The organism is Mesorhizobium ciceri biovar biserrulae (genome assembly GCF_001618845.1).
Lineage (GTDB): Bacteria > Pseudomonadota > Alphaproteobacteria > Rhizobiales > Rhizobiaceae > Mesorhizobium > Mesorhizobium ciceri.
This window is the reverse complement of record NZ_CP015064.1, coordinates 1357798-1372706: the sequence shown is the minus strand read 5'-3', so window position 1 is coordinate 1372706 and position 14909 is coordinate 1357798. Positions and strand designations below refer to the sequence as shown.

At 62.2% G+C, this 14909-nt stretch carries 14 protein-coding genes; 13 read left to right on the top strand and 1 reads right to left on the bottom strand.

The annotated features are described in order from the left end of the window. Window positions 1-162: 162 nt before the first annotated feature. From A4R29_RS06085 to A4R29_RS06045, 9 genes are all read left to right on the top strand, one after another. On the top strand, window positions 163-1269 hold the full coding sequence (locus tag A4R29_RS06085) for an NAD-dependent epimerase/dehydratase family protein (protein WP_024502367.1): 1107 nt from the start codon (window positions 163-165) through the stop codon (window positions 1267-1269). Beyond that, window positions 1266-2339, top strand: coding sequence for an NAD-dependent epimerase/dehydratase family protein (locus A4R29_RS06080; RefSeq protein WP_063171480.1), 1074 nt, complete (start codon window positions 1266-1268; stop codon window positions 2337-2339). Before A4R29_RS06085 ends, A4R29_RS06080 begins: the two co-directional genes overlap by 4 nt. Then, window positions 2336-3628: a TIGR04295 family B12-binding domain-containing radical SAM protein gene (locus tag A4R29_RS06075; protein WP_013533194.1), complete on the top strand. Its 1293-nt coding sequence runs from the start codon at window positions 2336-2338 to the stop codon at window positions 3626-3628. The genes A4R29_RS06080 and A4R29_RS06075 overlap by 4 nt, the downstream gene beginning before the upstream one ends. Beyond that, window positions 3613-4713 (top strand): glycosyltransferase family 4 protein, encoded by a 1101-nt coding sequence (locus A4R29_RS06070; protein WP_063171479.1) that lies wholly within the window; start codon window positions 3613-3615, stop codon window positions 4711-4713. Before A4R29_RS06075 ends, A4R29_RS06070 begins: the two co-directional genes overlap by 16 nt. Before the next feature lie 2 nt (window positions 4714-4715). Beyond that, window positions 4716-5846, top strand: a complete 1131-nt coding sequence (locus tag A4R29_RS06065) for a CgeB family protein (protein ID WP_063171478.1) — start codon at window positions 4716-4718, stop codon at window positions 5844-5846. After that, a complete protein-coding gene (locus A4R29_RS06060; RefSeq protein ID WP_013533197.1) occupies window positions 5843-6937 on the top strand; it encodes a CgeB family protein in 1095 nt (364 codons plus the stop codon). The genes A4R29_RS06065 and A4R29_RS06060 overlap by 4 nt, the downstream gene beginning before the upstream one ends. Then, window positions 6934-8037, top strand: coding sequence for a CgeB family protein (locus A4R29_RS06055; RefSeq protein ID WP_063171477.1), 1104 nt, complete (start codon window positions 6934-6936; stop codon window positions 8035-8037). Before A4R29_RS06060 ends, A4R29_RS06055 begins: the two co-directional genes overlap by 4 nt. Before the next feature lie 23 nt (window positions 8038-8060). Continuing rightward, window positions 8061-9107, top strand: coding sequence for a UDP-glucuronic acid decarboxylase family protein (locus tag A4R29_RS06050; RefSeq protein WP_013533199.1), 1047 nt, complete (start codon window positions 8061-8063; stop codon window positions 9105-9107). Window positions 9108-9200: 93 nt separating this feature from the next. Continuing rightward, window positions 9201-9386, top strand: a complete 186-nt coding sequence (locus tag A4R29_RS06045) for a hypothetical protein (protein WP_013533200.1) — start codon at window positions 9201-9203, stop codon at window positions 9384-9386. 9 nt (window positions 9387-9395) lie between these two features. Here A4R29_RS06045 and A4R29_RS06040 read toward each other — a convergent pair whose 3' ends face one another. Then, window positions 9396-11138: a hypothetical protein gene (locus tag A4R29_RS06040; protein WP_063173597.1), complete on the bottom strand. Its 1743-nt coding sequence runs from the start codon at window positions 11136-11138 to the stop codon at window positions 9396-9398. Between the two features lie 155 nt (window positions 11139-11293). On the opposite strand from A4R29_RS06040, the gene A4R29_RS06035 reads away from it, so the two are divergent. Genes A4R29_RS06035 through A4R29_RS06020 form a run of 4 tightly spaced genes read left to right on the top strand, consistent with a single transcriptional unit; the run spans window position 11294 to window position 14908 of the window. After that, window positions 11294-12397, top strand: a complete 1104-nt coding sequence (locus A4R29_RS06035) for an inositol-3-phosphate synthase (RefSeq protein WP_013533202.1) — start codon at window positions 11294-11296, stop codon at window positions 12395-12397. Continuing rightward, a complete protein-coding gene (locus A4R29_RS06030; RefSeq protein ID WP_013533203.1) occupies window positions 12394-12990 on the top strand; it encodes a histidine phosphatase family protein in 597 nt (198 codons plus the stop codon). Before A4R29_RS06035 ends, A4R29_RS06030 begins: the two co-directional genes overlap by 4 nt. A 14-nt stretch (window positions 12991-13004) precedes the next feature. Next, the gene (locus A4R29_RS06025; RefSeq protein ID WP_063170150.1) at window positions 13005-14105 is read left to right on the top strand and encodes a CgeB family protein; all 1101 of its coding nucleotides are present in this window, start codon (window positions 13005-13007) and stop codon (window positions 14103-14105) included. Next, a complete protein-coding gene (locus tag A4R29_RS06020) occupies window positions 14105-14908 on the top strand; it encodes a sugar phosphate nucleotidyltransferase (protein WP_024502357.1) in 804 nt (267 codons plus the stop codon). Before A4R29_RS06025 ends, A4R29_RS06020 begins: the two co-directional genes overlap by 1 nt. The last annotated feature ends 1 nt before the right edge of the window (window position 14909 follow it).

The following is a 14909-nucleotide window of genomic DNA, read 5'->3' as shown; positions in this document are numbered from 1 at the left end:
TCGGGCGTCCTAACAGCACAAGGGCGTCAATGTTCCAGCACCGCGCCGTGATCGCGATGCCGGCTCCCAACGAAGTCCGCCAAAGGAACTTTGTTGAAGCAAGGGAACAAACCTTTTGCCGAAAAGTTCGGGGCGCCGAGGTTACTTGTCTGAGGAGTCGTCGTGAAACGCATATTGGTTACAGGAGGCTGCGGCTTCATCGGCCGGCATGTCGCACAGGAACTCGTCGAGCAGGATTATTCGGTTCGCATCCTCGATGCGCTGCTGGAGCAGGTGCATGCGGGCGAAGCCGTCGCGCTTCCCGCCGGGACCGAACTGATCAAGGGTGATGTCCGAGACCGGGAGGCGGTCGCCAGTGCGCTGGAAGGTGTTGACGCGGTCATTCATCTGGCGGCGGAAGTCGGCGTCGGACAATCGATGTACGAGATCGCGCGCTATGTCGGCGCCAATGATCTCGGCACCGCAACGCTACTTGAAGCACTGATCAAGCACCCGGTCGAACGGATCGTCGTCGCCTCGTCGATGAGCGTCTATGGCGAAGGGCTTTATGCAACGCCAGACGGCCGGCGCATCGACAATGCCCGGCGCAAGGCGAGCGACATCAAAAGCGGGCAATGGAATCCGCTATCGCCAGAGGGAGCCCCCCTCTCGCCGCTGCCGACGGACGAAGAAAAGCCGGTCGATCTCGCCTCAATCTATGCGCTGACAAAATACGCACAAGAACGCGCTGTGCTGATCTTCGGCGAAGCCTATGGCATCGATGCTGTCGCGTTGCGCCTGTTCAATGTCTTCGGCGCCGGCCAGGCATTGTCGAACCCCTATACCGGCGTGCTGGCCAACTTCGCTTCGCGTCTCGCCAACGGCCAACGGCCAATGATCTTCGAGGATGGCGAACAGAAGCGCGATTTCGTCCATGTGCATGACGTCGCCCGCGCCTTTCGCCTTGCACTGCAGCAACGCCAGGCAAAGGGTCATGTCATCAACATCGGCAGCGGCCGAGCCTACGCGATCAGCGAAGTCGCACGATTGCTGGCCGAGGCCATGGGGACACCGAACCGCTCGCCCGAACTGCTCGGCAAAGCGCGCTCCGGCGATATCCGCAACTGCTTCGCCGATATTTCCAAGGCCCGTGAGCTGCTCGGTTTCGAGCCAGTGCGGCAACTGGAGAATTCGCTCGGCGATTTCGTTTCCTGGGTGCGTAACACGTCCGCCGTCGACCGCGGCGCCGACATGAAACGCGAGCTCGAAGAACGCGGGCTGGTGTCATGAACACACGCAATCGACGCGACGCGCCGGTCGCCATCGTCGGCGGCAGCGGCTTCATAGGATCGAACCTCGCCGACAGCCTGTTGTCGGATGGCGAACCGGTGCTGGTGATCGACAATCTCAGCCGTCCGGGCGTCCAGCAGAACCTTGAATGGCTGGCACAAAAACACGCCAGTCGCCTCACGGTGGAGACCATCGACGTGCGGGACGCCAACGCCTTGGCGCCGGCTCTGACGGGTTCAAAGGCAATTTTCCATCTGGCCGCGCAAACCGCCGTCACCACAAGCCTGGTCCAGCCGGGCGAGGATTTCGACATCAACCTTCGCGGAACATTCAACGTACTGGAGGCGGCGCGACTGAGCGGTGAGCGTATTCCTGTTGTCTTCGCCAGCACCAACAAGGTCTATGGCAGCCTGCCCGACGTCGCGGTCCGCGAGGACGGCGACCGCTATGTGCCTTGCGACAGCGTCATCCAGGCGAACGGCATCGATGAGGCTCGGGGCCTGGACTTCTGCACGCCCTACGGTTGCTCCAAGGGCGCGGCGGACCAGTATGTGCTCGACTACGCCAAATCCTACGGCATGCCGACGGCGGTGCTGCGGATGAGCTGCATCTATGGACCGCGCCAGTTCGGAACCGAGGACCAGGGCTGGGTCGCGCACTTCCTGCTCAGCGCGCTGACGGGACGCCCCATCACCATTTACGGTGACGGCAGGCAAGTGCGCGATATCCTGCATGTTTCCGATGCCGTCGCCGCCTACAGGGCCGTACTCGACCGCATCGAGACGACCAAAGGCCAGGCATTCAATCTTGGCGGCGGCCCGGAAAATGCGCTCAGCCTGCGCACGCTGTTGAGCGAGATCCGTGGCCTGACCGGCCATGAGCTTTCAATCCGCCATGATGGCGAACGCACCGGCGACCAGCCCTTCTTCGTCGCCGACACCCGCAAGATCAAAACCGCGCTTGGCTGGATGGCCCAGGTTTCATGGCGCGAAGGCGTCCGCGACCTGGCCGACTGGCTGCAGCGCCACCGGCTCGAGCCTCACCCCGAAGCCGTGAGGTACGTCGCATGAAAATCGCTCTGGTAAACCCATTCTGGACCTACGACGACAGCATCTATTTCGGCTGCCGCCAACCACATCTGCCGCTGGAACTCGGCTATTCGAAGGCCCTGCTCGAAGCCGCCGGACATGAGGTGCTGATGCTGGATGGTCAGTTGCAGAAGCTCGACAATTCCGGTCTTTGCGAGCGGGTGGCCGATTTCGCCCCGGCAATGACTGTCGTCAGTACCGCGCCGACCTATCTGTTTTGGCGCTGCGCACCGCCGGAATTGCGCGTGCCGGCCGATTTCCTCAACCTTCTCGCCGGGCGCGGTGGACGCACGGTCGCCGTCGGGCCGCACGGCTCGGCCACGCCGGCGCCAACCTTGCGCAAGCTCGGCGTCGACATCGTCGTGCGCGGCGAATGCGAAGAAGTCGTCGAGCAACTTGCCCGGCGCGACGATTGGAGCGCAGTGCCCTCAACCGCTTATCTGCGGGATGCCAGGGTGGTTTCGAACGGCGGCGTCCACGCCAGCTCGTTTGTCGATCATCCACCCCTCGAATGGCCTGCGGACTGGATCGCAGCCCATTCGCACCACCATCACAGGTTCGATGACAATCAGGTCGGGTTCGGCGCGGAAGTCGAGGCATCGCGCGGCTGTCCCTACAATTGCAGCTTCTGCGCCAAGATCGATTTCCGTGATGCCTATCGCCGTCGAAACCACGAAGCGGTGGTCGCGGAGATCGATCGGCTGATTGCCCAAGGTGTCGGCTACATCTACTTCATCGACGAAATCTTCCTGCCGCAAAAAGCGTTGCTGGAAGCCTTGGTCGATCGCAATGTGAAATTCGGCGTGCAGACCCGCATCGATCTGTGGAAGCCCGAGCTGCTGGAATTGCTGGGCGCCGCAGGCTGCGTCTCCATTGAAGCAGGGCTCGAAAGCCTGACGGTTGAAGGCCGGGCGATGCTGGCCAAGCGCTGCCGGCTGGGCACCGAGGAACTTGCCGCGCTGCTCGTCGATGCTAGACGTCACGTTCCATTCGTTCAAGCCAATCTGATCGGCGTGGTCGAGGATGATCCCGCCCTGGTCGAGCACTGGCGAACCCACCTGATCGACCACGGCGTATGGGCCAATGAACCTGTTCCGCTTTATCCGTATCCGAGTTCGCCCAGCTATCGCGAGCTTTGGGGCGAACCCGACGACCTTGCCTGGGAGCGCGCCCATGACCACTATCTCGCATCCTTCCAGAAATTCAGTGACATCCAGGAGAAGCGGCCCCGGCCGCTGGCGGAACTGGAGGCGACATGTTGCGGACACTGACGCCGCGCTCGCGGCGCATCCTGATGACCGTCGATGCCGTGGGCGGCGTATGGCGCTATGCGCTTGATCTGGCAAGGGAACTTGTGAACGGCGGCGACAGTGTGGTGCTTGCCGGGCTCGGTCCCCAGCCGACGAGGCAGCAGGCTGCGGAGGCAGAGGCTTTCACCACGCTGATCTGGTTGAACACGCCGCCGGATTGGATGACCCACAACGGCGGCGACCTGGATGCGCTACCGCTAGAATTGCTTGCGCCCATGCGCGACCACGCCATCGACCTAGTCCATTTCAACGCGCCGACGCAGGCGGCGGGATTCGATGCGCCGTGCCCAGCCGTGGCGGTCTCCCATTCCTGCGTGACGACATGGTTCCACGCCGTCAGGAAACAGGCAGTGGATGGCGCATGGGCCTGGCAGAAGGAGCGCAACAGGCGTGGCTTCAATAGGGCCGACGCAGTCATCGTGCCGAGCCGCAGCCACGCCGACATGCTTGAGACCTGCTACGGCCCGATCGCGCGTCTGAGTGTGGTGGGAAATAGTGCCAGTCCGGTGCCGAAGGCCGAAAAGCGCCAACCGCTCGTCTTCGCCGCTGCCCGCTGGTGGGACGAGGGGAAGAATGCGGCGGTGATCGACCAGGCCGCGTCGCTGACGCGATGGCCCGTCTTTGCCGCCGGTTCGATGCACGGTCCGAACGGCGGGCGTACCAGCTTCAGCTATGCTGTTCCTCTGGGAGCACTGCCGTCTCACGAGGTGCGCTCCTTGATGGCGCGCGCCGGCATTTTCGTGTCGCCGTCGATCTATGAGCCATTCGGTCTGGCCGCGCTGGAAGCTGCCATGTCGGCGACGCCCCTGGTGCTTTCCGACATCGCAACCTATCGCGAACTATGGGACGGGGCCGCGATGTTCTTTGACGCGCGCAATCCGCACGACCTCGCTGCCGGCCTCAATCGTCTTTCCAGCGATGCCGAACTCAGGCGAGAGCTCGGCCAGGCAGCGATGCGACGGAGCCGCCGGTTTACACTGGCCAGGCAAGCGGCAGCCATGCGAGGCGTCTACGACAAGGCGGCTCTGGCTATGGCGGGGCGTTGACCATGCGCTTTTTGTTCTACACCCACTCGGTCGTATCCGACTGGAACCACGGCAATGCCCATTTCCTGCGCGGTATCATGCGGGATCTGATCGCGCGCCAGCACCAGGCAGTCGCGCTGGAGCCGTCCGACGGCTGGAGCCGTTCGAACCTGTTGGCCGAGAAGGGATCCTTCGCCATCGAACGCTTCCGCAAGGATTTCCCAGAGTTGATGCCGGTGACCTACAATGCCGGGTTCGATCACGAGGCCTGGATCGCCGAGGCCGACGTTGTGATCGTTCATGAGTGGACGGATCCGGAGCTTGTCGCACGCATCGGCCGTGCCCGGGCCGCTGGCGGCAACTTCATCCTTCTGTTTCATGACACCCATCACCGGGCCGTATCGGCAACCGAGGCAATCTCGGCGCTACGGTTGGAGCACTATGACGGCGTCCTCGCCTTTGGCGAGGCCTTGCGCGAGAGCTATCTGCGCGCCGGCTGGGGCAAGCGCGTCTTCACCTGGCATGAAGCCGCGGACGATCGCCTGTTCAAGCCGCACCCAGAGATCCATCCCATGTCCGATCTGGTCTGGATTGGAAACTGGGGCGACGATGAGCGGACTGCCGAACTCAAGGAATTTCTGATCGAGCCAGTACACGATCTCGGTCTCGAGGCCACTGTTCACGGCGTACGCTATCCCAAGCCCGCACTTGCGGACCTGGCCGCCGCCGGACTGCGCTATGATGGATGGATCGCCAATGCCGATGTGCCGAAGGCGTTCGCTGCGCATCGTGTCACCGTTCACATCCCACGGCGCCCCTATCGTGAGGGATTGCCTGGAATTCCGACGATCCGGATGTTCGAGGCGCTCGCCTGCGGCATTCCGCTGATTTCAGCACCCTGGTCCGATGTCGAGCAGTTGTTCAGGCCCGGCGTCGACTTCCTGTTTGCGGAGAACGGCTCTCAGATGCGGCAACACTTGCGGGCGGTATTGGCCGATGCGGATTTCGCGGCTTCCCTGGTGACTTCGGGCCTCGAGACCATTCGCTCCCGGCATACCTGCCAGCACCGCGTTGACGAGCTGTTCCGCGTGCTCACGGCATGCACGACCGAACATACCATCAACAATACCACCGCAAAGGAAGCCGCCGCATGAAGATGGCATTCTACGGATCGAGTCTTTTGTCGTCCTACTGGAACGGTGCCGCGACTTACTATCGCGGGTTGCTGAAGGCGCTTTCCCAATTGGGCTACGAAATCACCTTCTATGAACCCGACGTCTACGACCGGCAGAAGAATCGCGACATCGAGGCGCCTGACTGGTGCACTGTCGTCGTTTATGAAGCGACCCAGCACGCGCTGATGCAGGTCGCGGCACGTGCCGCCAGCGCCGACATCGTCGTCAAGGCGAGTGGCGTCGGTTTCGAGGACGAGGCGCTGCTGCGCGCCGTTCTCGACCACGCCCGCAGCGACGCGCTGGTGGTATTCTGGGACGTGGACGCTCCGGCAACCCTTGCCCAGTTGCGCGACGAACCGGACCATCCGCTCCATAGCGCCCTGCAAGAAATCGACCTTGTGCTGACCTATGGAGGCGGCGACCCCGTGGTATGGGCCTACCGTGCCATGGGGGCGAACGAATGCGTGCCGATCTACAATGCGCTCGATCCCCAAACGCATTATCCGGTCACCAGCAATGCGCGTTTCGCTTGCGATCTGGCGTTCCTTGGCAACAGGCTGCCGGATCGTGAGGCACGGGTCGAAGCGTTTTTCCTCGATCCCGCATGCCAGCTGCCGAAACAGCGTTTTCTGCTCGGTGGATCGGGCTGGGGGGACAAGCCGCTTCCCGCCAATGTCGGCTGGCTCGGTCACGTCGGCACCCGGGATCACAATGCCTTCAACGTCACACCCAAGGCGGTTCTGAACATCAGCCGCGACAGCATGGCCGTAAACGGTTTTTCACCGGCCACGCGTGTCTTCGAGGCGGCCGGCGCCGGCGCCTGCCTCATCACCGATGCGTGGCTGGGCGTGGAACTGTTCCTGAAACCAGGCGAGGAGATCCTGGTGGCGCGCGACGGCGGCGATGTCGCCGAGATCATGTGCTCGCTGACCTCCAGTCGGGCAAAGGCAATCGGCCAGGCCGCACTTTGCCGCGTGCTGGCTGATCACACCTACGCGTTGCGGGCGGACGTGGCCGATGCAGTCTTCAAACGTCACTTCGAGCAGGGGACCGTGGAGGCAGCGGAATGACCAAGCAATTGGACATCGTCTTTCTTGGCCTGTCGCTGTCCTCGTCCTGGGGAAACGGCCACGCCACGACGTTTCGAGGCCTGCTGAAAGGTCTGCACGAACTCGGCCACCGCGTGACCTTTCTGGAGCGCGAGGTGCCGTGGTACGCAAACCACCGCGATCTGCGCGATCCGGATTTCTGCGCCTTGCGCTACTACGAAACCACTGCGGAGTTGCAACGCGACTACGCCCGGTGCCTGGAGCAGGCCGACATCGTCGTCATCGGCTCGTTTGTGCCGGAAGGGCGCGTGGTCATCGACATCGTCGCTTCACTTTGCAAAGGGCGCTTCTGCTTTTACGACATCGACACGCCGGTGACCGTGGCGCAGCTTTCAGCCGACGATTGCGATTATCTGAGCTGGCGGCAGATTCCTTACTTCGACGTCTACTTCTCGTTCACCGGCGGGCCGATGCTTGGCCGTCTGGTGGAGGACTTCGGCGCGCGCCGCGCCGAACCGCTCTACTGCTCGGTCGACCCGGAACGGCACCACCGGACCGGCGATCCGATCAGCTGGGATCTCGGCTATCTCGGCACCTACAGTGCCGACCGGCAGGCAACGCTGAACGCGCTGCTGCTCGAGCCCGCACGGCATATGCCGGACCGGCGTTTCGTCGTGGCCGGCTCGCAGTACCCATCCGACATCATCTGGCCGGACAATGTCGAACGTATCGAACATCTGCCGCCCGCCGATCATGCCGCGTTCTACAGCCGTCAGCGTTACACGCTGAACGTCACACGCAGTTCCATGATCGCTGCCGGATGGTCGCCCAGTGTGCGCCTGTTCGAAGCGGCGGCTTGCGGCACGCCCATCATCAGCGATCGCTGGCCAGGGCTCGACAGCTTCTTTCCTGCATCGGCGATCCACACCCCCGGGGAAACGGACGATGTCGTCGAGATCCTGTTCGGCGAGCCCGAGCGCACACGCCTCGCCATGGCCCGCCGGGCCCGCGAACGCGTCCTCGCATCCCACACCGGTGCGGCCAGGGCCCGCGAATTCGTGGCGGCGTTGACACAGCCAAGGGCGGCGGCCCTCGATTTCGACATCGGAAGCGCAGCATGACCAGCAGACAGGAGAAAACGGCGATGCGACAAACACGAAACGCGCGAAGGGCAAAGGCAGTGCTTGTTGCCGGCGGTGCGGGATTCCTCGGTTCGCATCTTTGCGAAACATTGCTCCGCAACGGCTGGCGCGTGATCTGCGCCGACAATTTTCTGACTGGGCGCATGGAGAACATCATCTCGATCATGGACCATCCGGGTTTCCGGTTGATCGAGCAGGATATCTGCCGGCCATTGGATCTCGGCGAGCCCGTGGAGCGTATCTTCAACCTGGCATGCGCTGCCTCGCCGCCGCGTTACCAGGCCGACCCTATCCACACCACGCGAACCTGCGTGATTGGAACGCTCAACCTGCTCGAACTCGCTGTCCGATATGACGCGCGGCTGCTACAGGCCTCGACGAGCGAAGTGTATGGCGATCCGGAACAGCATCCCCAGAGGGAGGATTATGTCGGCCACGTGAACTGCACCGGTCCGCGCGCCTGCTACGACGAGGGCAAACGCACCGCCGAAACGCTTTGCTTCGACTATCTGAGAGCCGGCAAAGCCGACGTGCGCGTCGCGCGCATCTTCAACACCTACGGTCCGAGAATGGATCCGGCGGATGGCCGCATCGTCTCGAACCTGATCATGCAGGCGCTCGAGAAACGTCCCCTGACGATCTTCGGCGACGGCTTGCAGACGCGATCCTTCTGCTATGTCTCCGATCAGATCGATGGATTGAGGCGCCTGATGGATATCGATCCCAATCCAGGCAAGCCGGTCAATCTGGGCAATCCCGGAGAATTCACCATCGTGCGACTGGCTGCGTTGGTGAAGGCGATGACGGGTACCAAATCGGATCTGAGATTTCTACCGCTGCCGCAAGACGATCCTCGGCGCAGGCAGCCCGATATTTCGCGCGCAAAAGCGCTGCTCGGCTGGACGCCGAAGGTGCCCCTCAACGAAGGGCTCAAGCTGACGATCGATTATTTCGCAGCTCTCGAAGGCAGCCGCATCGGCGATCAGATGACGGGCTTTGCCAAAAGAGCGAGGCCCGCACCCGGAGGGCTGCAGAACCTTCCGGCGTGATGCGAGATGGCACCGAACCTTTCCCGAGATCGTGCGGAACATCCGCCCAGGCTTGTGGTTTGGCAGGAGGACCCGATACGGAGGATCACCCTCATGCAACCCAAGCGCCCCTCGAGGGATATCGACCAGATGGCCGAACGCGAGACCGCTGCCTATCTGCGGCGCGCCTCGATTACCTATCTCGAGTGCTGCGTCAGCCTGATGATGACGCATCTGCAGCGCGAGGAAGTGGCCACTATTCTCGAGCAGGAAGCAGACATGCTGCGAAGGCTGGACTGATCGGAACGATCATATCCGGCATTCGTCCAGGAACCGTATCAGCGGCATCCTATATCGGTCTGCCATCTCGGCCAGTCTTGTTTTTTCCCCGCCGTTTTCGGATTGCGCAGCCGTGCTCCAGAGCCCGAGTTGGAATGCCAAATAGCATGGTTCGAAAAAGCCGATGTGGTCACGGTCGATGGCAAGTTCCATTCCCTCGACCAAGGTCCTCACATCGCTGTCGGACAGTCCATACTCGACGCGGGCGCCGGCAATGTCCCACTCAATCGGTTGGCAGCCGATCAAATCATGTGCCCGGCAGTGGTCAACAGCATCTGTCTTGAGCACCGTGCCATCTGCACGAACGAGAAACTCCCACGGTTGAAGCTTTCCGTCGATTTCAACGCGCTGCAGCACATGCGCGGAGGTCCGTTTCGAGAGCCAACCGCGCAACGTCGCTGCGCGTTTCTCGCCCAAGGCTTCCGAGGCATTGGAAACAGCCATCTCCGCGAGCGCAAGCAATGATGCACCCGGTTCGCAAGTTCGAAGATTGAGCGCACGCCAGGTCAGGTAGTTTGTGAGCTCCGCGATCAGTTTTTCCCTGGGCAGCGGCGCCTGATCCATCGTGCTGCCATCAATCCACCGTTCAACCAGAAAGCCATGGCAAAGCGCGACAACTTGCGATCCGAACCCGGCTTCATGCAACATCGCCGCGGCTCGTTTCTTGCGGAGTCCGGTTTCGCCGAGGCCGGCGAATTTGACGAGCCAGCGGTCACGCCCTGCGGACGCCAGGAATTTACGCCGCTCGGTACCGCGTGGGCTCGGCGGCCAGCGTCCTTCGTCGGCATAGTGGGCGGCCCGCCACTCGCCACCAGATAGTTCGGTCAGGTTTAATTCCGGCCTGCCGACCGCCTCGGCCACCCAATCGCGCAGCGTGGGAATTTTCGAGCTTTCGGAGAAGGTGCATTCAAACGCCGTCGCCACATGTTTCGGACAGCGCGACCACGTTTCCCGAGCCTCCGGCGACGCTTCGCTGCCCGGGCCGCCTGAATGGCTGGGAAACAGGTGAATGCGGTCCGTATCGACATCCAGTTCACGCAGCCAAACGACAACGGCATGCATCGAACTGCCGGACAGGCCGGGACCCTCGTCGACAACGGCGAAACGCGCCGATGGATTGTTCTTCCAGGCGGTGATCGACCGCGGATCGGCGTTGATGTGCCTGTGGAAGGGATGGCCGATCGGACGAACGCTGAATGGCGCCGGCGCGCCAATCGAGGCCGCCACCATAGCTGCGAGCCCAAGGCCAATGCTGCGGACACCGATAACGCATGTGTTCGCATCGAGCCCCGACTTCTGCGCCGCGTCCAAATAGCTTTCGGGATAAAGCGCATAATGCGCATAACCCTCGGCGGAGCCGGTCAGAACCTCGGCCTGACAGTCGAGCCCGGCCAGCAGCTTAAGAAGTCCCGGATCGATGCCACCGCCAACGTTGAAACCGCTTCGCCACGACTTCGCTACCTCTGCCGCAAGTCCGACCAGCAGCCTGGCGCCTTGCTGTTGCCGTGGCGAAAAAATGTCGATGCCGCAGGTTCCGAAATCGAGGTCGGCAAGCGCCTGAACCAGCTCCGACACGCTGATGAACAGTCCGACCAATGCAGCATGGCGTCGGATGCCATGAGACATCCGATCAAGTCTTACGGCCATTTCGCCTGCTGCTTCGCGAAGCTGTTGTGCGTCCTGCGTCCGCTTGTGGTCGCCGTAGACGATCATCGATCGGTTTCCAATGCTTGCCGTGCGGGAACGCATCGGATGCGGCTTCGATCCATGCTGTCTCGCGCAATTTTTCGATGGGCGGAGGAACATTCCGGCAAGCTGATGGTTCGGCGCCAGGAACTTACCTTTGAACAACATAGGGTGGCGGTTTCGTGGGATCGAAAAAGGTTCGTGTTGGTATCGTTGGGGTCGGCAATTGCGCATCCTCCCTGGTGCAGGGCCTCTCGTTCTATCGTCACGCTAAAAGCAACGAACCAATCCCTGGGCTGATGCATGCCGACCTCGGCGGTTACCATGTCGACGACATCGAGATTGTCTGCGCATTCGATGTCGCCAAGAGCAAGGTTGGCCTCGACGTCGCGGAAGCGATCTACGCCGCCCCCAACAACACGTTCCGCTTTGCCGACGCCATGACAACCGGCGTTCGCGTCGAGCGCGGACCGACGCTGGACGGGATCGGCAAATATTTGCGCGACGAGATTGAAGAAGCTCCCGAGCCGGTTGCCAATGTCACCGAGATCCTGCGTGACAGCAGCGCTGACGTGCTGGTTTCCTACCTGCCGGTGGGTTCCGAGGAGGCGACCTGCTTCTATGCCGAATGCGCACTCGAGGCCGGCTGCGCCTTCGTCAATTGCATACCGGTCTTTATCGCCTCACGTCCAGAATGGCGACGGCGCTTTGAGCAGCGCGGGCTGCCGCTGGTCGGCGACGACATCAAGAGCCAGGTCGGCGCGACCATCGTGCATCGGTTGCTAGCCAATCTCTTCCGTGAACGCGGCGTACGCATCGACCGCACCTATCAACTGAATTTCGGCGGCAACACCGATTTTCTCAACATGCTGGAACGCGAGCGGCTGGAATCGAAGAAAATCTCCAAGACACAGTCCGTGGCCAGCCAGTTCGATGTTCCCCTGGAGCCGGGCAACATCCATGTCGGCCCGAGCGACCATGTGCCTTGGCTCACCGATCGCAAGTGGGCCTATATAAGGGTCGAAGGCACGACCTTCGGCGGCGTGCCGCTCAATGCCGAGCTCAAGCTGGAGGTCTGGGATTCGCCCAACTCGGCCGGCGTGGTGATCGATGCGGTACGCTGCGCCAAGCTGGCGCTCGATCGCGGCATAGCTGGCGCGCTGACCGGTCCCTGCAGCTATTTCATGAAGTCGCCTCCCGAACAGTTCACCGACGCCGAAGCGCGGCAGCGCACGCTCGCTTTTATCGCAGGCAAGGACGAGCCTTTGCTCGATGCCGCAGAATGACGACGACCTTCTTTCTGATCCGCCATGCGGCACACGAAAATGTCGGCTCCTATCTGGCAGGCCGTATGGACGGCGTTTGCCTCGGCGATGCCGGTAAGGCGCAGGCAACGCAGCTTGGCTGCCGCATGGCCCGGGAGCCCATCGTCGCGATCTTGTGCAGCCCGCGCGAGCGTACCCGAGAGACGGCGCTGCCAGTTGCGCTCGCCTGCGGTGTCGGAGAAATCGCGATCTGCGCCGAACTTGACGAGATCGACTTCGGCGACTGGTCGGGAAAGACTTTCGATGAGCTGAATGGCGACGCCAGCTGGCGAGCCTGGAATGATCAGCGGCAAGTGGCAAGGACACCGAGTGGCGAGACCATGCACGATGTCCAGCAGCGCGTCGTCGCGGTGATGAATGCTGTCCACGAGCAGCATCCGAATCAGTGTGTCGCCCTGGTCAGCCACGCCGATGTGATCAAGGCCGCCGTCTGCAAGGTCCTTGGCTTGCCGGCCGGCGACTGCTTTCGCTTCGACATCGATCCCGCTTCGATCACGACGATCGTGTCGGGGGACTGGGGGGCGAAGCTGATCCGATTGAACGAAGTTGCCTGACGAGGATTTGCCGGATGCAGATGGTCATTTTCGGTCTTACCGTCACGTCTTCATGGGGCAACGGCCATGCCACCTTATGGAGGGGACTGATCCGAGCCCTCGCCCGGCGCGGCTGGTCCGTTACCTTCTTCGAACGCGACACGCCCTACTATGCCGGAGCGCGCGATCTTGATCGCCTGGACGGCGGCAACGTCGTGCTCTACCCGGACTGGGAGGACATCCGCCGGGTCGCGGAGCAAACAGTCAAGCAATCGGATGTCGTTATCGTCACCTCTTATTGTCCCGACGCCGTGGACGCCTCGCGGTTGGCGCAGCAGGCAGGCCGCGGACTGCGTGTGTTCTACGATCTGGACACGCCGGTCACGCTTGCCCGCATCGAACAAGGTGAGCGTCCACCCTATTTCGGCCCTGAGGGTCTTGCCGATTTCGACCTCGTCCTGAGTTACACCGGCGGCTCGGCGGTCGACGCGCTGAAGACGGTTCTGGGTGCGCGCCATGTGGTGCCGCTCTATGGGCACGTCGATCCCGACCAACACCGGCCGGCAGAGAAGCGGGCCGAATTCGCCGGTGATCTGTCCTATCTCGGGACCTACGCGGCGGATCGCCAGGCCGGCGTCGAAAAGCTGCTGGTCCGCACCGCCGCGCGTCTACCGGATCAGCGCTTCATCATCGGCGGCGCACAGTATCCGCAGGAATTCCCGTGGGGCGACAACATCTTCTTCGTCAGGCATCTGCCACCGGCCGATCATCCGGCGTTTTTCTCATCCTCCCGACTGACGCTGAATGTCACCCGCGAGGCGATGGTGCAAAAAGGCTGGTGTCCTTCGGGCCGGTTGTTCGAAGCGGCGGCATGCGGGGTGCCGATCATAACCGACACCTGGCCTGGCCTGAGCAGCTTCTTCGAACCCGGCAGCGAGATCCTGCTGGCCCACGACACCGATGACGTGGTCGCGGCGCTCGCCTTGCCGGCAGATGAACTCGATGCCATCAAAACCCGTGCGCGCGAACGGGTTCTGGACGAACACACTTCTGCCCGACGCGCGGCGGAGCTGGACCACATTCTAAACGACGCCTTTCAAAGATCTCCCCGCGAACCGATGATGGAAGCAGTCTGATGTTGGGCATTGTGCCCGCTGCCGGGCGCGGCAGCCGCATTCAACCGCTCGGCTTCTCGAAAGAGCTGCTGCCGGTAGGCAGTCGGATCGATGGACAGACGGAGCGTCCCTGCGCGGTGAGCGAGTACCTGGTGCGGCGGATGGTGCGCGCCGGCGTCGACAAGATCTGTTTCATCATCGGATCGGGCAAATCCGACATTCTCGAATATTACGCCGCCGGCTATGGTGACGCTGCCGCTCTGTTCGTGGTGCAGCCCAACCCTGTTGGACTTTGCGATGCGATTTTTCGGGCAGCGCCTCTCGTCGCGCCCGACGAGACGGTTTTGATTGGTTTGCCCGATACGATCTGGTTCCCCGAGGACGGCTTCTCCTGCCTGCCGGATAGTTCCCTATCGTTTCTGCTCTTCCCGGTGGACCGCCCGGAATTTTTCGATGCCGTGGTTCTCGACGAGGGAGATCGGGTGAAGGAAATTCAGGTCAAGCGGCAAGACGCTGCCACGAACTGGATCTGGGGGGCGTTCAAGATGCCGGGCCGGATCTTGCACCAGCTCGCTGCACTCTGGCGTGAACGGGACCGGCGTGACGAATATATCGGCACCCTGATCAATGCCTATCTGGCTGCCGGCGGTGAAGCCTACGGTGTCAGGGCCGGAGTCTCCTACGTCGATGTCGGCACCTTCAACGGCTATCGCACGGCTCTTCGGCTGCTCGAAGAGGGCGTCGCATCCGAACAACGCCAAACCGCCATGCTTGTGGGTGGAGCACACCCGCATGTGCCTGTCGTTCCCGGCGAAGGAGCCTGAC